Origin of the sequence: Pseudomonas sp. CROZ-RG-20F-R04-15 (assembly GCF_022662375.1) — a bacterium.
In the GTDB taxonomy this organism is placed as follows: domain Bacteria; phylum Pseudomonadota; class Gammaproteobacteria; order Pseudomonadales; family Pseudomonadaceae; genus Aquipseudomonas.
Map to the genome: position 1 here is coordinate 67,408 of NZ_JAKNQL010000024.1, position 21,053 is coordinate 88,460.

Annotated in this window: 20 protein-coding genes; 13 read left to right on the forward strand and 7 right to left on the reverse strand. The window is 59.9% G+C overall.

From position 1 onward, the window contains the following. Positions 1-48 precede the first annotated feature (48 nt). Positions 49-1,191 (reverse strand): HlyD family secretion protein, encoded by a 1,143-nt coding sequence (locus tag L8H52_RS25320; protein WP_242209259.1) that lies wholly within the window; start codon positions 1,189-1,191, stop codon positions 49-51. After that, positions 1,188-2,843 (reverse strand): MFS transporter, encoded by a 1,656-nt coding sequence (locus tag L8H52_RS25325; RefSeq protein ID WP_242209260.1) that lies wholly within the window; start codon positions 2,841-2,843, stop codon positions 1,188-1,190. The genes L8H52_RS25320 and L8H52_RS25325 overlap by 4 nt, the downstream gene beginning before the upstream one ends. 293 nt (positions 2,844-3,136) lie before the next feature. On the opposite strand from L8H52_RS25325, the gene L8H52_RS25330 reads away from it, so the two are divergent. From L8H52_RS25330 to L8H52_RS25355, 6 genes are all read left to right on the forward strand, one after another. After that, positions 3,137-4,423: an OprD family porin gene (locus tag L8H52_RS25330; protein WP_242209261.1), complete on the forward strand. Its 1,287-nt coding sequence runs from the start codon at positions 3,137-3,139 to the stop codon at positions 4,421-4,423. 284 nt (positions 4,424-4,707) lie between these two features. After that, positions 4,708-5,532: an NAD(P)-dependent oxidoreductase gene (locus L8H52_RS25335; RefSeq protein ID WP_242209262.1), complete on the forward strand. Its 825-nt coding sequence runs from the start codon at positions 4,708-4,710 to the stop codon at positions 5,530-5,532. Between the two features lie 30 nt (positions 5,533-5,562). Then, positions 5,563-6,456: an SMP-30/gluconolactonase/LRE family protein gene (locus L8H52_RS25340; RefSeq protein ID WP_242209263.1), complete on the forward strand. Its 894-nt coding sequence runs from the start codon at positions 5,563-5,565 to the stop codon at positions 6,454-6,456. A 60-nt stretch (positions 6,457-6,516) separates the two neighbouring features. Then, positions 6,517-7,488, forward strand: a complete 972-nt coding sequence (locus L8H52_RS25345) for a TRAP transporter substrate-binding protein (protein WP_242209264.1) — start codon at positions 6,517-6,519, stop codon at positions 7,486-7,488. 76 nt (positions 7,489-7,564) lie between these two features. Then, positions 7,565-8,092, forward strand: a complete 528-nt coding sequence (locus L8H52_RS25350) for a TRAP transporter small permease (RefSeq protein WP_242209265.1) — start codon at positions 7,565-7,567, stop codon at positions 8,090-8,092. Continuing rightward, positions 8,092-9,372 (forward strand): TRAP transporter large permease, encoded by a 1,281-nt coding sequence (locus L8H52_RS25355; RefSeq protein ID WP_242209266.1) that lies wholly within the window; start codon positions 8,092-8,094, stop codon positions 9,370-9,372. The genes L8H52_RS25350 and L8H52_RS25355 overlap by 1 nt, the downstream gene beginning before the upstream one ends. A gap of 48 nt (positions 9,373-9,420) precedes the next feature. Here the strand turns inward: L8H52_RS25355 and L8H52_RS25360 are convergent, their stop codons facing one another. The 3 genes from L8H52_RS25360 to L8H52_RS25370 form a co-directional block, all read right to left on the reverse strand. Continuing rightward, on the reverse strand, positions 9,421-10,221 hold the full coding sequence (locus L8H52_RS25360) for a sulfite exporter TauE/SafE family protein (protein WP_242209267.1): 801 nt from the start codon (positions 10,219-10,221) through the stop codon (positions 9,421-9,423). Positions 10,222-10,230: 9 nt separating this feature from the next. After that, complete coding sequence (locus tag L8H52_RS25365; RefSeq protein ID WP_242209268.1) at positions 10,231-11,475, reverse strand: FAD/NAD(P)-binding oxidoreductase; 1,245 nt, start codon at positions 11,473-11,475, stop codon at positions 10,231-10,233. Between the two features lie 167 nt (positions 11,476-11,642). Next, a complete protein-coding gene (locus L8H52_RS25370) occupies positions 11,643-11,984 on the reverse strand; it encodes a metalloregulator ArsR/SmtB family transcription factor (protein ID WP_242209269.1) in 342 nt (113 codons plus the stop codon). A gap of 91 nt (positions 11,985-12,075) precedes the next feature. On the opposite strand from L8H52_RS25370, the gene L8H52_RS25375 reads away from it, so the two are divergent. Beyond that, positions 12,076-12,939: an MBL fold metallo-hydrolase gene (locus L8H52_RS25375; protein WP_242209270.1), complete on the forward strand. Its 864-nt coding sequence runs from the start codon at positions 12,076-12,078 to the stop codon at positions 12,937-12,939. Between the two features lie 125 nt (positions 12,940-13,064). Next, positions 13,065-13,964: a tyrosinase family protein gene (locus L8H52_RS25380; protein ID WP_242209271.1), complete on the forward strand. Its 900-nt coding sequence runs from the start codon at positions 13,065-13,067 to the stop codon at positions 13,962-13,964. Here L8H52_RS25380 and bkdR read toward each other — a convergent pair. After that, positions 13,939-14,427, reverse strand: a complete 489-nt coding sequence (gene bkdR, locus L8H52_RS25385; RefSeq protein ID WP_160058536.1) for a Bkd operon transcriptional regulator BkdR — start codon at positions 14,425-14,427, stop codon at positions 13,939-13,941. The two genes, L8H52_RS25380 and bkdR, sit on opposite strands and share 26 nt — an antisense overlap. Positions 14,428-14,612: 185 nt before the next feature. Here bkdR and L8H52_RS25390 point away from each other — a divergent pair, with 185 nt between their 5' ends. From L8H52_RS25390 to L8H52_RS25410, 5 genes are all read left to right on the forward strand, one after another. Then, on the forward strand, positions 14,613-15,848 hold the full coding sequence (locus tag L8H52_RS25390; protein ID WP_242209272.1) for a 3-methyl-2-oxobutanoate dehydrogenase (2-methylpropanoyl-transferring) subunit alpha: 1,236 nt from the start codon (positions 14,613-14,615) through the stop codon (positions 15,846-15,848). Between the two features lies 1 nt (position 15,849). Further along, entirely contained in the window at positions 15,850-16,908 is a 1,059-nt protein-coding gene (locus tag L8H52_RS25395) for an alpha-ketoacid dehydrogenase subunit beta (RefSeq protein ID WP_003224000.1), read from the forward strand. Next, a complete protein-coding gene (locus L8H52_RS25400; protein WP_242209273.1) occupies positions 16,909-18,177 on the forward strand; it encodes a dihydrolipoamide acetyltransferase family protein in 1,269 nt (422 codons plus the stop codon). Between the two features lie 7 nt (positions 18,178-18,184). Then, positions 18,185-19,558, forward strand: coding sequence for a dihydrolipoyl dehydrogenase (gene lpdA / locus L8H52_RS25405; RefSeq protein WP_242209274.1), 1,374 nt, complete (start codon positions 18,185-18,187; stop codon positions 19,556-19,558). Between the two features lie 245 nt (positions 19,559-19,803). Next, positions 19,804-20,823: a branched-chain amino acid aminotransferase gene (locus L8H52_RS25410; protein WP_053121443.1), complete on the forward strand. Its 1,020-nt coding sequence runs from the start codon at positions 19,804-19,806 to the stop codon at positions 20,821-20,823. Here L8H52_RS25410 and L8H52_RS25415 read toward each other — a convergent pair. Beyond that, positions 20,813-21,053: hypothetical protein (locus L8H52_RS25415; RefSeq protein WP_242209275.1), on the reverse strand; the 241-nt coding region annotated here is incomplete at its 5' end. The genes L8H52_RS25410 and L8H52_RS25415 overlap by 11 nt on opposite strands.

Consider the following 21,053-nt stretch of genomic DNA (forward strand, 5'->3'; position numbering starts at 1 on the left):
TACGACGCTTTCGCGAGCAGGCTCGCTCCCACAGGGTTATGCATTGGGTCAATGGGGTTGGGTGTCGCCGGCGGCGGTGTCGATGCTGACGACAACTGACATCCCCGGCCGCAATCGTTCCTCTTCTTGCTGATCCGCATCAATGGTGATTCGCACCGGCACCCGCTGAGCGATTTTCACAAAGTTGCCAGTGGCGTTGTCCGCCTGCAACAGGGCAAATTCAGACCCTGTCCCCGGCGAAATATGTTGCACATGCCCGGTGAATCGGCGGTGGTTCAAGGCATCGACAGTGAAGCGCACCGGTTGCCCGACGCGCACATTGTCCATCTGGGTTTCCTTCATGTTGGCGATCACCCATTTCTGGTTCGGCACCAGCGCCATCAACTGCGCGCCGGAGTTGACGTAGGCGCCGAGGCGCACGCCAATCTGCCCGAGCTGACCGTCACGCGGCGCGACGATGCGCGTGTTGGACAGATCGATCCGCGCCAGCTGCACCGCCGCTTCGGCACTGGCCACCGCTGCTTCCAGCGAGCCGCGATTGACGATCACCGTTTGCAGATCCTGACGGGCGATTTCCAGATTGGCCTTGGCTTGCGCCACGGCGGCAACGCTTTGCGCATTGGCCGCCAGCGCCACGTCCATCTCGCGCTTGGACACCGAACCGTCACGCACCAGTTCCTGATTCCGTCGCAGATCGGCCTCGCTTTTGCGCAACTGTGCTTCGCTGTCGGCCTGCACCGCCTGACGCAATTTGATCGTCGCTTCGGCGCTGTTGCGTTGCTGCACGACGTTGGCCAAGGACGCTTTCTGCACCGCCAGTTGCGCCAGTGATTGATCGAGGCGCTGCTGATAGATGCGGTCGTCGAGGCGCACCAGCAAATCCCCGGCCTTCACGTACTGGAAATCCTGCACTGGCACTTCATAGACATAACCGGCGAGTTGCGGACCGATGATCGTCACCTGCCCACGAATCAGCGCGTTTTCGGTGGTCTCGACCGCACTGCTGAACGGCGGCAATTGCCAGGCATAAAGCACAATCAACACGCCAACGATGGCAATCGCGGCGAAGCCCATGGAAGAAACAATCCGCACCCGCAACGAGCGTGGCTCGGTGTTCGGCGATGACGGCGGCGCCACACCCTCGGGCGTGGCAGCAATGGCGTTGGTGGTTGTAGTGGTCGGTTCGGTCATGAAGAAGTGGCACCGCTCGAAGGTGTGGATGGCGCAGGGGCGACGGCTTTGGTGGTGCTCATCAGCCACAGCGCACGAATGGACAGCCAGATCATGGTCAGCAGCGCAATCACGGCGATCAGCATGAACACATCGTTATAGGCCAGTACGTTAGCCTCACGGGCGGCGGCGTTGGACAGGCTGCGAATCCCCGCAAGGTTGCGCAGGCTCGGGTCGGCCAGCAACGAGCCGTAAGCCGAGCCGCCGCTCTGCACACGCGCAGCCACCAACGGGTCAGACAGCGTGAGGTGCTCAACGATGTGACTGGAATGAAATTTTTCCCGGACGATCTGGAACGTGCCCAGCAGCGCTGCGCCCAGCAGGCCACCGAGGTTGTTGCAGATCCCGAACAACACGGAAAAGCTCACCAGATTGCGTGGATTGGTCAGCACGTTGCGAGTACCGAAAACCATGGTCGGACCGAGGAAAAACGTGCTGCCGAACGCCAGCAGAAACTGGCTGAAGTAGAGGTTTTCCGGGCGGGTCAGGTTGTTGGAAAAGCTGTCCATCACCGACCCGGTGGCCATCAGACCCAGGGAGATGATCAACGGCATCAGCAGGTGTTTGGGGTCGATCGTCAGTGCGCTGGTCACCAAACCCGCGACGCTGCCGATCAGCATCACCACGTAGAGGCTGTGCAACTGCTCATAGCCCATGTTCAGGTTTTGCATGAAACCGACCGCACCGGTGGACTGCTCCGAGGTGACCATGCGGATCAGGGTCACGGCCAGTGCCAGGCGGATCATCGTCCCGCTGCCCAGCCAGCGGGTCATCAGCAGCGGGTTGCTGCGGTTATGTTCGATGGCCAGGCCGGCGATGATCAGGGCAATCGAGGCGGCCAGTGCGTAGCCGATCCAGTTGGCCTCCAGCCACCAGTCAATCCGCCCCAACGACAACACCGCACACAGCAGCGCCACGCCAGTGGCGAGAATGGCGAAGGTGAGAAAGTCGAGTTTTTCAAATGTTTTGAAGCGGTCGCCCGGCGGCAACTTGAGCATCAATACGCAGCCTAGCGAGAGCAGTGCCATGCCCAGTTCGAACAGGTACAAGCCGCGCCATTCGGCGATCTGCAGCAAGTCTTCGGAAAACAATCGGGCCAACGGCAGCGCCAGTTGCGAAGTGCCAAGGCCGAGCACCAGCGCCTTCAGCCGCCACTTCGCCGGGAACGCCTGAACCATGTAATACAGGCCCAGCGAACTCAACGCCGCGCCCACCATGCCGTGGGCCGCCCGCACCGCCACCGCCGAATTGAGGTCATTGACGAACAAGTGGCCGAAGGTCACCAGCGCGTACAGCACCAGAAACACCTCCGTGAACGCGCGCAAACCGAACTGCTGGCGAAACTTCACCAGCAGCAGGTTCATCGACACGTTGGTCATCACATACGCTGCCGGCAGCCAGGCCATTTCTGCGGTGGTCGCGCCGAGCGCGCCTTGCAGATAAGGCAGGTTGGCGACCACCAGCGAGTTGCCCAAACCACCGGTCACCGCCACCAGCAAACCGACCAGCGCATAGGCCAGGCGCTTGGGACTGGAGTGCAACGGCGTCGAGGGGGAACCGGGCAGACTGGGCTTTTCGTGGGGCTGCCAGTTGCGCGGGGCGTATTGATCCATTGAAAGGCCTTGTGCGGAAGGTGATTAAGTTTGCCGCAAATTCATTGCTAAAACACTTTTCCCCTGTGGGAGCGAGCTTGCTCGCGAAAGCGGAGTGTCAGTCGACAACTTTGTCGGATGAAAGTCCGTCTTCGCGAGCAAGCTCGCTCCCACAAGGGTTCGGTGTGATGACTGGGAGTCATCGTATAACTTGCTGTTGACATTCCCGAAAAACCTAGGAAATATCCGCACCCATGTTGTACGACGACGTATAACAAATAATAAAAACAACAAACGAAACAGGGAGCGTCACAGTGAGCACACCCGTCTGCAATTCCGTCCGCCCTTCCCGCTTTTCCAGCCGTTCCACACTTGGCCTGATCGGCTGCAGCAGCCTCGCCCTCGCCCTGCCGATGAGCGCCGACGCCGAAGGCTTTCTCGAAGACAGCAAAGCCACGCTGAACCTGCGCAACGCCTACTTCAACCGCAACTTCGTCAACCCCGCCTACCCGCAGGGCAAGGCTGAAGAGTGGACGCAGAGCTTTATCCTCGATGCCAAATCCGGCTTCACCCAAGGCACCGTCGGTTTCGGTATCGATGTGCTGGGGCTGTATTCGCAAAAACTTGATGGCGGTAAAGGCACGGGGGGCACGCAACTGTTGCCGATCCACGATGACGGACGTCCGGCCGACAACTTCGGGCGCCTCGGTGTAGCGCTGAAGGCCAAGGTCTCGAAGACTGAACTGAAGGTCGGCGAATGGATGCCGGTGCTGCCGATCCTGCGCTCCGACGATGGCCGCTCCCTGCCGCAGACCTTTCGCGGCGGCCAGATCACGTCCACCGAGATCAATGGCCTGACCGTCTATGGCGGGCAATTCCGTGGCAACAGCCCGCGCAACGACGCGAGCATGGAAGACATGTCGATGAACGGCCGCGGTGCGTTTACTTCGGATCGCTTCAACTTCGGCGGCGGTGAATACACCTTCAACGACAAGCGCACGCTGGTCGGCGTGTGGTACGCCGAACTGAGCGACATCTACCAGCAACAGTATTTCAATCTCAGCCACAGCCAGCCGCTGGGCGACTGGACGCTGGGCGCCAACCTCGGGTTCTTCACCGGCAAGGAAGACGGCAGCGCCCAGGCTGGCGACCTCGACAACAAGACTGCGTTCGCCCTGCTCTCGGCCAAATATGGCGGCAACACCTTCTACGTTGGCCTGCAAAAACTCAGCGGCGACGACGCGTGGATGCGGGTCAACGGCACCAGCGGCGGCACCCTCGCCAACGACAGTTACAACGCCAGTTATGACAACGCCAAGGAACGCTCCTGGCAGTTGCGTCATGACTACAACTTCGTCGCCCTCGGCATCCCCGGCCTGACAATGATGAACCGCTACATCAGCGGCGATAACGTGCATACCGGCACCATCACCGATGGCAAGGAATGGGGCCGCGAATCGGAACTGGCCTACACGGTGCAGAGCGGACCGCTGAAGAACCTCAACGTGAAATGGCGTAACGCGACGATCCGCCGGGACTTCAGCACCAACGAGTTTGACGAGAACCGGATCTTTATCAGTTATCCGATTTCGTTGTTGTAAAGCCAGTCGTAACACCCTGTTTCCCTGTGGGAGCGAGCCTGCTCGCGAAGGCGGCGTGTCAGTCAATTCATCTTTCAATGACGCACCGCTTTCGCGAGCAAGCTCGCTCCCACAGGGGAGTTGCATTGCCAAACAAGCAATTGTGGTGATTGAAGACTGGACTGGCCCTTCCGTCATTTACACCGAAAGTCGCGTTGACAAGTTCTGGAAACCCTACCGATACTTCAGTGCAGTCATACGACAACCTACAACAAAACCTAATAACAATGTGTCCAGGGATTGCCATGACGTCTACCTCTACTCCCCGCGCTCCATTCAATTGCCTGCTGCTGACCGGCGCTGCCGGTGGCCTGGGCAAAGTCCTGCGCGAACGTATGCGCCCTTACGCCAATGTCCTGCGTCTGTCGGACATCGCCGCCCTCGCCCCGGCTATCGATGATCGCGAAGAAATTGTCGTCTGCGATCTGGCCGACAAACACGCCGTGCACCAACTGGTCGAAGGCGTCGACGCGATCCTGCATTTCGGCGGCGTCTCTGTTGAACGTCCATTCGAAGAAATCCTCGGCGCCAACATCTGCGGTGTGTTTCACATCTACGAAGCCGCGCGCCGGCATGGCGTGAAGCGGGTGATCTTCGCCAGCTCCAATCATGTCATCGGCTTCTACAAGCAGGACGAGGCGCTCGACGCCAGCTCCGCGCGCCGCCCCGACGGCTACTACGGTTTGTCCAAGTCCTACGGCGAAGACATGGCCAGCTTCTACTTCGATCGCTACGGCATCGAGACCGTCAGCATCCGCATCGGCTCCTCGTTCCCCGAACCGCAAAACCGTCGAATGATGCACACCTGGCTGAGCTTCGACGACCTCACCCAATTGCTCGAACGCGCGCTGTACACACCCAGCGTCGGCCACACCGTGGTCTACGGCATGTCCGCCAACAAGGACGTCTGGTGGGACAACAAATTCGCCAGCCACCTCGGCTTCGAGGCGAAGGACAGCTCCGAAGTGTTCCGCGAAAAAGTCGAGGCGCAGCCAATGCCGGCGGCCGATGACCCGGCGCGAATCTATCAGGGCGGCGCGTTTGTCGCGGCCGGTCCGTTTGGCGACTGATCACTCTGACAACGACACAAGGGATTGAGTATGCAAGCCGAATTGATCGTCGATGCGCGCACCGCCGTGGGCGAAAGCCCGGTCTGGGTAGCAGAGGAAAACGCACTTTACTGGGTCGACATTCCCAACGGCGGCCTGCAACGCTGGAGCGCTGACACCGGCCACGTACATGCCTGGAAAGCCCCAGAGATGCTCGCCTGCATCGCCCGTCACAGCCGTGGCGGCTGGGTGGCCGGGATGGAAAGCGGCTTCTTTCATCTGCACCCGCACAGCGACGGCAGCCTCGACAGTGAGCGGCTCGCCAGCGTTGCACACAGTCGCGAAGACATGCGCCTTAACGATGGCCGCTGCGACCGTCAGGGCCGCTTCTGGGCCGGCAGCATGGTATTGAACATGGGCCTGAATGCGCCCGAGGGCCGGCTCTATCGTTACAGCGCCGGGCAGTCTGGCGTGATCGAAGCGCAGCTCGACGGTTTCATCGTGCCCAACGGCCTCGGTTTCAGCCCCGACGGCAAAACCATGTACCTGTCCGATTCGCACCCTGATGTGCAGTTGATCTGGGCGTTCGATTACGACACTGACACCGGCACACCATCGAATCGCCGGGTTTTCGTCGACATGAACCATTTCCCCGGTCGCCCCGATGGCGCCGCCGTGGATGCCGAAGGTTTTTACTGGATCTGCGCCAATGACGCCGGCCTCATTCACCGTTTCGCACCAGACGGCCGACTCGACTTCTCGCTGGCCGTCCCGGTGAAAAAACCGACGATGTGCGCCTTCGGCGGCAGCGCCATGGACACCTTGTTTGTCGCCTCGATTCGCCCCGGCGACGACCACGATCCGCAATCCCTGGCCGGCGGCGTGTTCGCCTTGAAGCCAGGCGTCAAAGGCCTTCCGGAACCCTTGTTCAACGATTTGCTTTAAACCCTCTGCTGCACCGCTGCGCCTTGAACACAACAATAACAAGACTGGAGACTCACCCCCATGAACTTCAAACGCACCTTGCTCGCCGCTGCACTTCCGCTGATGTTCACCTTTGCCGGTGCCGCTCAGGCGCTGGAACTCAAATTCGCTGACATTCACCCCGCCGGTTACCCGACTGTCGTCGCCGAAGAAAGCATGGGCAAGACCCTGACCAAGGAAACCAACGGCGAGCTGACCTTCAAGTACTTCCCGGGCGGTGTACTCGGTTCGGAAAAGGAAGTGATCGAGCAGATGCAAGTCGGCGCGGTACAGCTGTCACGCGTCAGCCTGGGGATCGTCGGCCCGGTGGTGCCGGACGTGAACGTGTTCAACATGCCGTTCATCTTCCGCGACCAGCAACACATGCGTAACGTCATCGACGGCCCGGTAGGCGACGAAATCCTCGGCAAAATCACCAACTCCGAATTCGGCCTGGTGGCCCTGGCCTGGATGGATGGCGGCACGCGCAACATCTACACCAAGAAACCGGTGCGCAAGCTCGAAGACCTCAAGGGCATGAAAATCCGTGTCCAGGGCAACCCGATGTTCATCGACATGATGAACGCCATGGGCGGTAATGGCATTGCCATGGACACTGGCGAAATCTTCAGCGCCCTGCAGACCGGCGTGATCGATGGCGCGGAAAACAACCCGCCGACCCTGCTCGAACACAACCACTTCCAGAACGCCAAGTTCTACAGTCTGACCGGTCACCTGATCCTGCCCGAGCCGATCGTGATGTCGAAAATCACTTGGGAAAAACTCACCCCGGATCAACAGGCGCAGGTCAAGACGGCCGCCAAGGCTGCCCAGGCCGAAGAACGCGTGCTGTGGGACAAGAAGTCCACTGCCAGCGAAGAAAAACTCAAGGCTGCCGGCGTCGAGTTCATCACCGTTGACAAGAAACCCTTCTACGACGCCACCGCCTCGGTTCGTGAGAAATACGGCGCGCCGTATGCCGATCTGATCAAAAAGATCGAAGCCGTTCAGTAACGCCTCCCGCTCCGTCCCCATGAACAAGGCCCGGTGCGCCCGATGACTGCGGCGCACCCGGTTACGGTGGAACCCGATGAAGAATCTACTGCTGCGTATCAACGACAAGATCTACATGACGTGCATCTGGGTCGCCGGCCTTTCCGTCCTGGCGATTTCCCTGATGATTCCCTGGGGCGTGTTCGCACGCTATGTGCTGGGCACCGGCTCGAGCTGGCCGGAACCCACAGCGATTCTGCTGATGATGGTGTTCACTTTTATCGGCGCTGCCGCCAGTTATCGCGCTGGCGCGCACATGGCCGTGGCAATGCTCACCGACCGCATGCCGCCGCAACTGAAATCCGCAGCGTCGATTTTTTCCCAACTGCTCATGGGCCTGATCTGCCTCTTCATGACCATCTGGGGCTTCAAGCTGTGCATGTCCACCTGGAACCAGTTCATGGCCGCCCTGCCCGACCTGCGGGTTGGCGTGACCTATTTGCCGATTCCACTGGGCGGATTGCTCACGCTGGTTTTCGTTGTGGAAAAACTCTTGCTCGGTGACCAGAGCAAACGTCGAGTCGTGCAGTTCGACCTGGTTGAAGAAAGTGAAGGTACCGCTTAATGGACGCTCTGATTCTGCTGGGCAGTTTTATCGTATTGATCCTGGTCGGCATGCCGGTCGCCTACGCGCTGGGTGCTGCTGCCCTGATCGGGGCATGGTGGATCGACATTCCGTTCCAAGCGGTGATGATCCAGGTTGCTTCGGGGGTGAACAAATTCTCGCTGCTGGCCATTCCGTTCTTCGTGCTGGCCGGTGCGATCATGGCCGAGGGCGGCATGTCGCGCCGGTTGGTGGCGTGTGCCGGGGTGCTGGTGGGTTTTGTCCGCGGAGGCCTGTCACTGGTCAACATCGTCGCGTCGACTTTCTTCGGCGCGATCTCCGGTTCGTCGGTGGCCGACACCGCCTCGGTGGGTTCGGTGCTGATTCCGGAGATGGAGCGCAAAGGCTATCCACGGGAATTCTCCACCGCCGTGACCGTCAGCGGTTCGGTGCAAGCCCTGCTGACGCCGCCAAGTCACAACTCGGTGCTTTACTCACTGGCCGCCGGCGGCACGGTCTCGATTGCCTCGCTGTTCATGGCGGGCATCGTACCGGGCCTGATGATGAGCGCCTGCCTGATGGTGCTGTGCCTGATCTTCGCGAAAAAGCGCAACTACCCAAAGGGTGAAGTGATCCCGATGCGCCAGGCGTTGAAAATCGTCGGCGAAGCGCTGTGGGGCATGATGGCGATGGTGATCATCCTTGGCGGGATTCTCTCCGGGATTTTCACCGCGACCGAGTCGGCAGCGATCGCCGTGCTCTGGGCGTTCTTCGTCACCATGTTCATCTACCGCGACTACAAGTGGCGTGAGCTGCCGAAACTGATGCACCGCACCGTGCGGACGATTTCGATTGTGATGATCCTGATCGGTTTCGCTGCGAGCTTCGGCTACATCATGACCCTGATGCAGATCCCGGCGAAGATCACCACGCTGTTCCTGACCCTGTCGGACAACCGCTACGTGATCCTGATGTGCATCAACGTCATGCTGCTGTTGCTCGGCACGGTGATGGACATGGCGCCGCTGATCCTGATTCTGACGCCGATCCTGATGCCGGTGATTCTCGGCATCGGCGTCGATCCGGTGCAGTTCGGCATGATCATGCTGGTCAACCTGGGGATCGGACTGATAACGCCGCCGGTGGGCGCGGTGTTGTTTGTCGGTTCAGCGGTGGGCAAGGTCAGCATTGAAAGCACGGTGAAGGCGCTCATGCCGTTTTACGCAGTGCTGTTTCTGGTGCTGATGCTGGTCACATACGTTCCGGCAATTTCGCTGTGGTTGCCACATCTGGTGTTGTAAGCCGATAAAAAACCGCAGCCCTTGATGGGCTGCGGTTTCTTTTGAAACTCAAGCCCGCAGCAACATATACCCCGCCACCACCAGACAGACACTGGCAAACCCCACCTGCAACGCCCGCGCCGGCACCCGCGCACAGAGCTTGCGGCCGATGATCATGCCGGCCACGCTGGCGACGATAAACGCCGCGCCCTGCCCGTCAATCCGCACACCGGCGTGAAACGAGCCGATCACGCCAATCGCCGAAATCAGACTGATCACCATCAATGACGTCGCGACAATCCCGCGCATTTGCACATCGGTCAGTTGCTTGAACGCCGGCACGATCAGAAAACCGCCACCGACGCCGAGCAAACCGGACACCACACCCGTCACCGCGCCCAACGCCGCCAACGTGGCGGTGCATTTGGCGGTCCAGTCAAAGCGCCCGGTTTGTTCATTGAGCATGCAATTCTTCTGACCCCAACTGGCGTGACCGTGATCGCTCGGCCCCTCCTGCTGACGCTCGCGGCGCAGCATGCGCCAGGCCACCATGACCATCAGCAGGCTGAACAGGATCATCAGGATTTTCTCCGGCAACTGGTGCGCGAAGTAGATGCCCAACGGCGAAAACACTGCGCCCAACGCCGCAATCAACAACGCCGCGCGATAGCGCACCAGGCCATGACGCAAACCGTCTATGGCACCGACCGCCGCCGCACTGCCGACCGCAAACAATGCGACCGGCGCTGCCTGGGTCATCGTCCAGCCAAGCCCGAGCACCAGCGCCGGCACCGCCAGAATCCCGCCGCCGGCCCCGGTCAAACCGAGGACCAACCCCATCACCACGCCAAACAGACTTGCCAGCAACATAGGGTTTTCTCAGTCAACCTTGGACAGACCAGTCAGCCACTCGCGGCCCTTGAGCATGCCGTTCCAGTAGAACCACGGCAGCAGCGTCGCCTTGAGAAACCATGCCGAACGCCGCGCCACCGTCGGGTCCAGTGGAAAGGTCGGCAGCAACTTGCCGGCGTATCCGAACTCGGCAAGGATCACCTTGCCTTTCTCCACCGTCAGCGGGCAGGAACCGTAGCCGTCGTACTTCAGCGGCAGCGGTTGTTGCTTGCGCGCGGCCAACAGGTTCTCCGCGACCACCACCACTTGCTTGCGCACTGCTGCGGCGGTTTTCGCGTTGCTGGTGCCGCAGATATCACCGAGTGCGAACACCTCGGGAAAGCGTGGGTGTTGCAGGCTGTGCGGATTGACTTCGCACCAGCCGGCAGCGTCGGCCAACGGGCTCTGCGCGATGAAATCCGGCGAAACCTGCGGCGGCACGACGTGCAGCAGATCGAAGGATTTCGCCACACGGGTGACGTTGCCGTCGGTGTCCTTGATCTCGAACCACGCGGTTTTCGCCGGGCCGTCGACCTTGACCAGATTGGAGTTGAACGCCAGCTGCGCGTTGTACTTTTCGATGTACTTCATCAACGGTGGCACGAACGTCGCCACGCCGAACAGCGCGGCGCCGGCCAGATTGAATTCGACATTGATGTTGCTCAGCACGGCGGTTTTACGCCAGTGATCGCAGGACAGATACAACGCTTTTTGCGGTGCGCCGGCGCATTTGATCGGCATCGCCGGTTGAGTGAACAGCGCTTTGCCGCCGCGCAGTTTCTGCACCTGATCCCAGGTGTACTGCGCGTGCTGGTAGCTGTAATTGGAAGTGACACCGTGCTGGCCGAGGCTGTCCTGCAAGCCTTCGATTTTTTCCCAGGCCAGACGCAAGCCGGGGCAGACGATCAGGTTTTGATAGCTGACCGTGCGTTGATCGTTGAGGGTGAGTTGGCGCTGGTCCGGGTCGATCGCGGTGACCGCCGCTTGAATCCAGTTCGCTTGCTTGGGCATGACCTTGTTCATCGGCCGGGCCGTGTCTTTCACGTCAAAGGCGCCACCGCCGACCAGCGTCCACGCCGGTTGGTAGTAATGCTGGGCACTCGGTTCGATCACGGTAATTTTCAGTGCCGGATCACGCTTGAGCAGACTGGCGACAAAACCGATACCGGCCGTACCGCCGCCGATGACCACGATGTCTGCACTGATGGATGGGCCCCAGTGTTGATCGTTCATTGCTTGTTCCTTTTGCTGCACGCAAGGATTTCTCAGCCTTCACACAAATCCATTGTAGGAGTGAGCCTGCTCGCGATAGCGGTGTGTCAGTCAATAAATATGTTGGCTGACCCACCGCTATCGCGAGCAGGCTCACTCCTACATTGGGATAGCGCGTTGGCTGGCATTTATTGATGGCCGAGGCTTTTCAGCACGGCGCCGCAATAGAGCCCGGAGAGGGTTTTCATCACCTGGATGACTTCGGGACTGGCGAGGCCGTAAAAAATGTACTTGCCTTCACGACGGGTCGCGACCAGCCCTTCATCGCGCAGGATGCCCAATTGCTGGGACAGCGTCGGCTGGCGCACACCGGTCATCGTTTCCAGTTCGCCGACATTGCGTTCGCCCTGAGTCAGTTGACACAGGATCAGCAGGCGATCCTCATTGGCCATGGCCTTGAGCAGCGCACAGGCCTTGGAGGCCGAGGCGCGCAGCTGGGCGACTTCACATTCGGTCAGACTGGATTGCATTTGCACGATGCCTTCAAGGTCACTTAAGCTGCGAACATTATGTTTTTAGATAAAGTGTTGCAACCCATTTCCCTTGTTCAGGTTGATGTCCATGCCCGCGCAGATTGAAGCTTTCCTCGACCCCGCCTCTTCGACCTACAGCTATGTGGTCTATGAAGAGGATGGCGGACAGTGCGCGATCGTCGATCCGGTGCTCGATTACGACGGCGCTGCCGGACGCACCTGCACCGCCCAGGCCGACCAAATCATCGCCTTCGTTCGCGCCCACAATTTGCAGGTGCAGTGGCTGCTGGAAACCCACGCTCACGCCGATCACCTGTCCGCTGCACCGTATCTGCGCCGGGAACTGGGTGGCAAAATCGCCATCGGTGAATCGATCAGCAAAGTGCAGAACGTGTTCAAGGCACTGTTCAATCTGGAGCCGGAGTTTTGCGTCGACGGCTCGCAGTTCGATCATCTGTTTGCGCCGAACGAGTCATTTCGCATCGGCAACCTCAAGGCCACCGCCCTGCACGTCCCCGGCCACACCCCGGCGGACATGGCTTATCTGATCGATGGCGAGCAGATTCTGGTCGGCGACACGCTGTTCATGCCCGATGTCGGCACGGCGCGCTGCGACTTTCCCGGCGGCAACGCCCATCAGTTGTTCAATTCGATCCAAAAGCTGCTGGCCTTCCCGGCCAGTGTGAAACTCTACGTTTGCCACGATTATCCGCCAGAAGGTCGCGCCTCGCAGTGCCAGACCACCGTCGGCGAACAACGCAAACACAATATTCATGTGCATGACGGGATTGATGAGGCAGCGTTCGTCGACATGCGCACCCGGCGCGATGCCGGGCTGGGCATGCCGACACTGTTGCTGCCGGCGATTCAGGTAAATGTGCGGGCGGGGAATCTGCCACCGGCGGAGGACAACGGTGTGGTTTACCTGAAGATTCCGCTCAATTCGCTATAGGAAAAAACCGCTCGGGCCGTTGCCGGATTATTTTTCCTACGAACGCTGTCGAGGGTGATGAACTGGTGAAAATCCCGTAAGCGAGCAGACTTCATTGGGCACACATTCAATGGAGTTTTCGCAATATGGATATTCGTCGTAATCACCGTGACATGACCGTGGCCCAGAAAAACGCGTTCATCAGGGCCATCCTGATCCTGAAAAATCAAACCCCCAGTATCCTGCGACCTGGTCAGCAGTATCGCTACGATGACTTTGTACAGATTCACAAGAATTCCATGGGACAGGGCAATCCGATTTTCCCCAACCCCCATCGCAATCCGCTGTTTTTCCCCTGGCACCGCATCCTGATTCGCCAATTCGAGCGGGAACTGCAAGGCGCAGCCAACGACCCCGGCATTACCCTACCGTACTGGAACTGGAGCATGAGCGGCGCGGACAACCCCTTCGTCGATGACTTCATGGGCAGGGATGGCGATGCGCGGTTTGAACAGCGCGTAACCATCGGGCCATTTGCTTTCGAGGGGCAGGTCTTTGGCATCAAGGTCTGGGATGGTGACGAAGGGATTGCGGCGCTGAGGCGCAATTTTGGCGCAGCAGGTTCGCCACTGCCCACCGTGCAAGAAATCGAGTCCGTCATGAACCGCACACCCTACTGGTCCGAACCCGAAGGTTGGGAAAACCAGATGGAGCGGATGCACAACAACGTGCATTCGTGGGTCGGCGGCAACATGGGCACGGCTGCGTCACCAAACGACCCGATATTCTTCCTCCACCACTGTCATCTCGATTATCTGTGGGAGAGGTGGAAGCGCCAGCACCCTGCCGAAGAAGTCATATCATTTGCCGAAAACGCACCCAACGGCATGCTCGAGGCCACAATGATCTTTCATCCGGACATCGAACCTGCCCCTTGGCAACAGACCTGGAAGATTAACCAGGTCCTCGACACTGCGGCACTTGATTATCGGTATGACTTCAGTAGCGCTGGCGCCGCGATCACGCCCCCAGAATCAAACCATTGATCGGCAACGGCAGCGCGGTCTTGTAGCGCACCTGCTTGAGCGCAAAGCTTGACCGAATGTTCGCCACACCCGGGACTTTGGTCAGGAAGTCCATCATGAAGCGTTCGAGCGACTGAATGGTCGGCACCAGGACCCGGATAAGGTAATCCGGGTCTCCGGCCATCAGGTAGCACTCCATCACCTCCGGGCGATCAGAGATGGCTTCCTCGAAATGCTGCAGCGCTTCCTCGACCTGTTTCTCGAGGCTGACGTGAATGAACACGTTCACGTGCAACCCCAGCAGATCAGCATCCAGCAGCGTGACCTGCTCGCGGATCAGGCCCAGTTCTTCCATCGCCTTGACCCGATTGAAGCACGGCGTTGGCGACAGGTTTACCGAGCGCGCGAGGTCGGCGTTGGTGATGCGGGCGTTCTCCTGAAGGCTGTTGAGAATGCCGATGTCGGTACGGTCCAGTTTGCGCATGAGACAAAACCACCTGTTTTTTATGTTTATGCAGAATTTCTATCTGCAAATGATCTCCAGCGCAATGAAACAGAGATAAATATTCTTCTTGCCCGGGCCTATGATTGTTGTAGGACAAGATTTCTTCTACCGAGGAATGACTGCCAGCTCACTACAAGAAATTCACAAGATCGAGCGTAGAAGCCATGACCCAAGCGTATGAACCGCTACGCCTGCACGTCCCTGAACCCTCGGGCCGCCCAGGCTGCAAAACCGACTTTTCGTACCTGCATCTGACCGACGCAGGCACGGTGCGCAAACCTTCCATCGACGTTGAACCTGCCGACACTGCCGACCTGGCCCGTGGGCTGATTCGCGTGCTCGACGATCAGGGCAACGCTCTCGGCCCATGGGCTGAGAACGTGCCGGTCGAGATTCTGCGCAAGGGCATGCGCGCCATGCTCAAGACGCGGATCTACGACAACCGCATGGTGGTCGCCCAGCGTCAGAAAAAAATGTCGTTCTACATGCAAAGCCTCGGCGAAGAAGCCATCGGCAGTGCTCAGGCGCTGGCGTTGAACATCGACGACATGTGCTTCCCGACCTACCGCCAACAAAGCATCCTGATGGCCCGCGATGTGCCATTGGTCGACCTGATCTGCCAATTGCTGTCCAACGAGCGCGATCCGCTCAAGGGCCGCCAGTTGCCGATCATGTACTCGGTCAAGGACGCCGGGTTCTTCACCATCTCCGGCAACCTCGCCACCCAGTTCATTCAAGGCGTGGGCTGGGGCATGGCTTCCGCGATCAAAGGCGACACCAAAATCGCCTCGGCGTGGATCGGTGACGGCGCCACCGCCGAATCGGACTTCCACACCGCCCTCACCTTCGCCCACGTTTATCGCGCGCCGGTGATCCTCAATGTGGTCAACAACCAATGGGCGATTTCGACCTTCCAGGCCATTGCCGGTGGTGAAGCCACCACCTTCGCCGGACGCGGCGTCGGTTGCGGCATCGCCTCGCTGCGCGTGGATGGCAACGACTTCTACGCCGTATACGCGGCCTCTGCCTGGGCGGCTGAACGCGCGCGCCGCAACCTCGGCCCGACCATGATCGAATGGGTCACCTACCGCGCCGGTCCGCACTCGACCTCCGACGATCCGTCGAAATATCGCCCGGCCGATGACTGGAGCCACTTCCCGCTCGGTGACCCGATTGCGCGCCTCAAGCAGCACCTGATCAAGGTCGGCCACTGGTCGGACGAAGAGCACGCAGCCGTCAGCGCCGAGCTCGAAGCCGAAGTGATTGCCGCGCAGAAACAGGCCGAACAGTACGGCACCCTGGCCGGCGGCCAGATTCCAAGCGCCGCGACCATGTTCGAAGACGTCTACAAAGAGATGCCGGAGCACTTGAAGCGCCAGCGTCAGCAGTTGGGGATCTGACATGAACGACCACAACAACAATATTCAGTTGGAAACCGCCATGACCACGACCACCATGACCATGATCCAGGCCCTGCGCTCGGCCATGGATGTGATGCTTGAGCGTGATGACAACGTCGTCGTGTTCGGTCAGGACGTCGGTTACTTCGGCGGTGTGTTCCGTTGCACCGAAGGCCTTCAAACCAAATACGGCACCTCGCGGGTATTCGACGCACCAATCTCGGAAAGCGGCATCGTCGGTGTGGCTGTCGGCATGGGTGCCTACGGTTTGCGTCCGGTCGCCGAGATTCAGTTCGCCGACTACGTCTATCCGGCTTCCGACCAGATCATTTCCGAAGCGGCGCGCCTGCGTTATCGCTCGGCAGGCGAGTTCACCGCGCCGATGACCCTGCGCATGCCTTGCGGCGGCGGCATCTACGGCGGCCAGACCCACAGCCAGAGCATCGAGGCGATGTTCACTCAGGTTTGTGGTCTGCGCACGGTCATGCCGTCCAACCCGTATGACGCCAAAGGCTTGCTGATCGCCTCCATCGAAAACGATGACCCGGTGATCTTCCTTGAGCCGAAACGCCTGTACAACGGCCCGTTCGACGGTCACCACGACCGCCCGGTAACCCCGTGGTCGAAACACCCGCAAGCCCAGGTTCCGGACGGTTATTACACCGTGCCGCTGGACGTTGCCGCGATCACCCGTCCGGGCAAGGACGTGACCGTGCTGACCTACGGCACCACCGTTTACGTCTCGCAAGTCGCTGCCGAAGAATCCGGCGTGGATGCCGAAGTCATCGACCTGCGCAGCCTGTGGCCGCTGGACCTGGAAACCATCGTCAAATCGGTGAAGAAAACCGGTCGTTGCGTGGTGGTTCACGAAGCCACCCGCACCTGCGGTTTCGGCGCCGAACTGGTGTCGCTGGTGCAAGAGCATTGCTTCCATCACCTGGAAGCGCCGATCGAACGCGTCACCGGTTGGGACACCCCTTACCCGCACGCGCAAGAGTGGGCGTATTTCCCAGGGCCGTCCCGAGTGGGTGCGGCGTTGAAACGGGTCATGGAGGTCTGAATGGGCACGCACGTTATCAAGATGCCGGACATCGGCGAAGGCATCGCAGAAGTAGAACTGTCGCAGTGGCACGTCAAGGTTGGCGATCTGGTCGTTGAAGATCAGGTGCTGGCGGATGTGATGACCGACAAGGCCATGGTTGATATTCCGTCGCCGGTCCACGGCAAGGTGATTGCCCTCGGTGGTCAGCCGGGTGAAGTGATGGCGGTTGGCAGTGTGCTGATCAGCATCGAGGTTGAAGGTGCCGGCAATCTAAAAGAATCGGCCGCGCCTGCCCCCGTCAAAGAAGCGCCTGCGGCGCCGAAAGTTGAAGCCGTGGTGGAAAGCAAACCTGCTGCCGCATCACGTCCCGCTGCAGTTTGCCAAGGCCCGATGGTTGCCCGCGAAGCAGACGAGCGTCCGCTGGCCTCCCCGGCCGTGCGCAAACATGCGCTGGATCTGGGTATACAGTTGCGTCTGGTACGCGGTTCCGGCCCGGCCGGTCGTGTGTTGCACGAAGACCTTGAGGCTTATCTCGCGCAAGGTCAGTCGAACGCCTCGGCACCGGTTGCCGCCGCGTACGCCCAGCGCAACGACGAAGAACAGATTCAAGTGATCGGCATGCGCCGCAAGATCGCCCAGCGTATGCAGGACGCCACCCAGCGTGCCGCACACTTCAGCTATGTCGAAGAAATCGACGTCACTGCCATCGAGGAACTGCGCGCGCATTTGAATGAAAAACACGGCGCCAGCCGTGGCAAGTTGACCTTGCTGCCGTTCCTCGTCCGCGCCCTGGTCGTCGCCCTGCGCGACTTCCCGCAGATGAACGCCCGCTACGACGACGAAGCCCAAGTCATCACTCGCCTCGGTGCGGTGCATGTCGGCGTCGCCACGCAAAGCGATATCGGCCTGATGGTGCCGGTGGTCCGCCACGCCGAGGCGCGCAGCCTGTGGGACAGCGCCACGGAAATTTCCCGTTTGGCTAACGCCGCACGCAATGGCAAGGCCAGCCGCGATGAGCTGTCCGGCTCGACCATCACCCTGACCAGCCTCGGTGCGCTGGGCGGCATCGTTAGCACGCCGGTGCTGAACCTGCCGGAAGTGGCGATCGTCGGTGTGAACAAAATCGTCGAACGGCCGATGGTCGTCAAAGGCCAGGTGGTGATCCGCAAAATGATGAACCTCTCCAGCTCCTTCGATCACCGCGTGGTCGATGGCATGGACGCGGCGCTCTTCATCCAGGCCATTCGTGGCTTGATCGAACAACCTGCCACTTTGTTTGTGGAGTAAGGCGCGCATGCAATCTCTGAACACTACGCTGCTGATCATCGGCGGCGGCCCCGGCGGTTATGTAACGGCAATCCGCGCCGGGCAACTGGGCATCCCGACCATTCTGGTCGAAGGCCAATCGCTGGGCGGCACCTGCCTGAACATCGGCTGCATCCCATCGAAAGCGCTGATTCACGTGGCTGAACAGTTTCACCAGACCCAGCATCACAGTCAGCATTCGGCGCTGGGCATCAGCGTTTCCGCGCCGAGCCTCGACATCAGCAAAAGCGTCGAGTGGAAGGACGGCATCGTTGATCGCCTGACCACCGGCGTCGCTGCCTTGCTGAAAAAGAACAAGGTTCAGGTCATCAACGGCTGGGCCAAAGTCATCGACGGCAAAACCGTTGACGTTGGCGACACGCGCATCCAGTGCGAGCACTTGGTGCTGGCCACCGGTTCGACCAGCGTCAATCTGCCGATCCTGCCGATTGGCGGGCCGATCATCTCTTCCACCGAAGCACTGGCGCCGACATCCGTGCCAAAACGCCTGGTCGTGGTGGGTGGCGGTTACATTGGTCTGGAACTGGGCATTGCTTATCGCAAGCTTGGCGCCGAGGTCAGTGTGGTCGAGGCGCAGGATCGCATCCTGCCGGCCTACGACGCAGAACTGACGCAACCGGTGCATGACGCGCTGAAGCAGCTGGGCGTGAAGCTGTACCTCAAACACAGCGTGCTGGGATTCGACGGTACTTTGCAGGTGCGCGATCCAGAAGGCGAAACCCTGAATCTGGAAACCGATCAGGTGCTGGTCGCCGTTGGTCGCAAACCGAACACGCAGGGCTGGAACCTCGAAGCGCTGAATCTGGACATGAACGGTTCGGCGATCAAGATCGACAGCCGCTGCCAGACCAGCATGCGTAACGTCTACGCGATTGGCGATTTGAGCGGCGAACCGATGCTGGCCCACCGCGCCATGGCTCAGGGTGAGATGGTTGCCGAGTTGATCAGCGGCAAAACCCGTGAGTTCAGCCCGACAGCCATTGCTGCGGTGTGCTTCACCGATCCGGAACTGGTGGTGGTCGGCAAGACGCCTGACGAGGCCAAGGCTGCGGGTCTGGACTGCATTGTTTCCAGTTTCCCGTTCGCCGCCAATGGCCGGGCGATGACGCTGGAATCGAAAAGCGGCTTCGTGCGGGTGGTCGCTCGTCGGGATAACCATGTGATTGTCGGCTGGCAAGCGGTGGGCGTAGGTGTTTCCGAGCTGTCGACGGCGTTTGCGCAAAGCCTGGAAATGGGCGCGCGGCTGGAGGACATCGGCGGCACCATTCATGCGCATCCGACTTTGGGTGAAGCGGTGCAGGAAGCGGCGTTGCGTGCCCTCGGGCATGCGTTGCACCTGTAGCTGCGTTGATCGTTCCCACGCTCTGCGTGGGAATGCAGCCGGGGACGCTCTGCGTCCCAAAAGCCGAACGCGGAGCGTCCGATGAGGCATTCCCACGCAGAGCGTAGGAACGATCAAGCGTGGGAACGATCAGTGGAGCTAATTCCGGCTGCGAAACCGCTCAAGAATGAAGTATTGTTGTGCCCATCCAAAAAACGTCAGAAGCCTTGAACCGTTTCGGCGGTTGTTCAGTGATAGAGGGTGTCATGGGTAACGAAAGCATCAATTGGGACAAGCTGGGTTTTGACTACATCAAGACCGACAAACGCTATCTGTCGTACTTTCGCGATGGCGAGTGGGACAAAGGCACCCTGACCGAAGATAACGTGCTGCACATCAGCGAAGGCTCGACTGCCCTTCACTATGGCCAGCAGTGCTTCGAAGGCATGAAGGCCTATCGTTGCAAGGACGGCTCGATCAACCTGTTCCGCCCGGACCAGAACGCCCTGCGCATGCAACGCAGCTGCGCGCGTCTGCTGATGCCAACGGTCGACACCGAGCAGTTCATCGAAGCGTGTAAAGAAGTGGTGCGTGCCAACGAGCGCTTCATTCCGCCATACGGCACCGGCGGCGCGCTGTACCTGCGTCCGTTCGTGATCGGCGTGGGTGACAACATCGGCGTGCGCACTGCACCCGAGTTCATCTTCTCGATCTTCTGCATCCCGGTCGGCGCCTACTTCAAGGGCGGCCTGACCCCGCACAACTTCCAGATCTCCAGCTACGACCGCGCCGCCCCACAAGGCACCGGCGCTGCCAAGGTCGGTGGCAACTACGCGGCCAGCCTGATGCCGGGCTCGAAAGCGAAGAAAGCCAACTTCGCCGACGCGATCTATCTGGATCCGATGACCCACACCAAGATCGAAGAAGTCGGCTCGGCCAACTTCTTCGGGATCACCCACGACAACAAGTTCATCACCCCGAACTCGCCGTCGGTTCTGCCAGGCATCACCCGCCTGTCGCTGATCGAACTGGCGAAATCGCGTCTGGGCCTGGAAGTGGTTGAAGGCGACGTGCTGATCGACAAACTGTCGGACTTCAAGGAAGCCGGCGCTTGCGGTACGGCTGCGGTGATCACCCCGATCGGTGGAATCAGCTATAACGACCATCTGCATGTGTTCCACAGCGAAACCGAAGTCGGCCCGGTGACACAGAAGCTCTACAAAGAGCTGACTGGCGTGCAGACCGGCGACATCGAAGCGCCAGCGGGCTGGATCGTCAAGGTTTGATCTGACGGCTGCTGATGCACAAAAGCCCTCCACCGAGTGATTGGTGGGGGGCTTTTTTGATTGTGGTTGTTGGTTTTTTTTGGGTAAGGCTGGAGATCTTTTCCCCCTCACCCCAGCCCTCCCGAAACGTCGGACCGCCCCCAGGGGGGCGAGGGGAAAGGGAGCCGATTTTCATGCTTTTTAAAACCTGAGTTCGACGCAAACTTTCAGGTCGATGGATCAAGTCCGAA

Excerpts from the sequence above, each read along its gene's own strand:
- L8H52_RS25360 (WP_242209267.1), bottom strand. The coding sequence starts at position 10,221 with ATGTTGCTGGCAAGTCTGTTTGGCGTGGTGATGGGGTTGGTCCTCGGT.
- L8H52_RS25345 (WP_242209264.1), top strand. The coding sequence starts at position 6,517 with ATGAACTTCAAACGCACCTTGCTCGCCGCTGCACTTCCGCTGATGTTC.
- bkdR (WP_160058536.1), bottom strand. The coding sequence starts at position 14,427 with ATGCGCAAACTGGACCGTACCGACATCGGCATTCTCAACAGCCTTCAG.
- L8H52_RS25340 (WP_242209263.1), top strand. The coding sequence starts at position 5,563 with ATGCAAGCCGAATTGATCGTCGATGCGCGCACCGCCGTGGGCGAAAGC.
- L8H52_RS25390 (WP_242209272.1), top strand. The coding sequence starts at position 14,613 with ATGACCCAAGCGTATGAACCGCTACGCCTGCACGTCCCTGAACCCTCG.
- L8H52_RS25335 (WP_242209262.1), top strand. The coding sequence starts at position 4,708 with ATGACGTCTACCTCTACTCCCCGCGCTCCATTCAATTGCCTGCTGCTG.
- L8H52_RS25325 (WP_242209260.1), bottom strand. The coding sequence starts at position 2,843 with ATGGATCAATACGCCCCGCGCAACTGGCAGCCCCACGAAAAGCCCAGT.
- L8H52_RS25350 (WP_242209265.1), top strand. The coding sequence starts at position 7,565 with ATGAAGAATCTACTGCTGCGTATCAACGACAAGATCTACATGACGTGC.
- L8H52_RS25410 (WP_053121443.1), top strand. The coding sequence starts at position 19,804 with ATGGGTAACGAAAGCATCAATTGGGACAAGCTGGGTTTTGACTACATC.
- L8H52_RS25370 (WP_242209269.1), bottom strand. The coding sequence starts at position 11,984 with ATGCAATCCAGTCTGACCGAATGTGAAGTCGCCCAGCTGCGCGCCTCG.
- L8H52_RS25395 (WP_003224000.1), top strand. The coding sequence starts at position 15,850 with ATGAACGACCACAACAACAATATTCAGTTGGAAACCGCCATGACCACG.
- L8H52_RS25400 (WP_242209273.1), top strand. The coding sequence starts at position 16,909 with ATGGGCACGCACGTTATCAAGATGCCGGACATCGGCGAAGGCATCGCA.
- L8H52_RS25365 (WP_242209268.1), bottom strand. The coding sequence starts at position 11,475 with ATGAACGATCAACACTGGGGCCCATCCATCAGTGCAGACATCGTGGTC.
- L8H52_RS25380 (WP_242209271.1), top strand. The coding sequence starts at position 13,065 with ATGGATATTCGTCGTAATCACCGTGACATGACCGTGGCCCAGAAAAAC.
- L8H52_RS25375 (WP_242209270.1), top strand. The coding sequence starts at position 12,076 with ATGCCCGCGCAGATTGAAGCTTTCCTCGACCCCGCCTCTTCGACCTAC.
- L8H52_RS25320 (WP_242209259.1), bottom strand. The coding sequence starts at position 1,191 with ATGACCGAACCGACCACTACAACCACCAACGCCATTGCTGCCACGCCC.
- lpdA (WP_242209274.1), top strand. The coding sequence starts at position 18,185 with ATGCAATCTCTGAACACTACGCTGCTGATCATCGGCGGCGGCCCCGGC.
- L8H52_RS25355 (WP_242209266.1), top strand. The coding sequence starts at position 8,092 with ATGGACGCTCTGATTCTGCTGGGCAGTTTTATCGTATTGATCCTGGTC.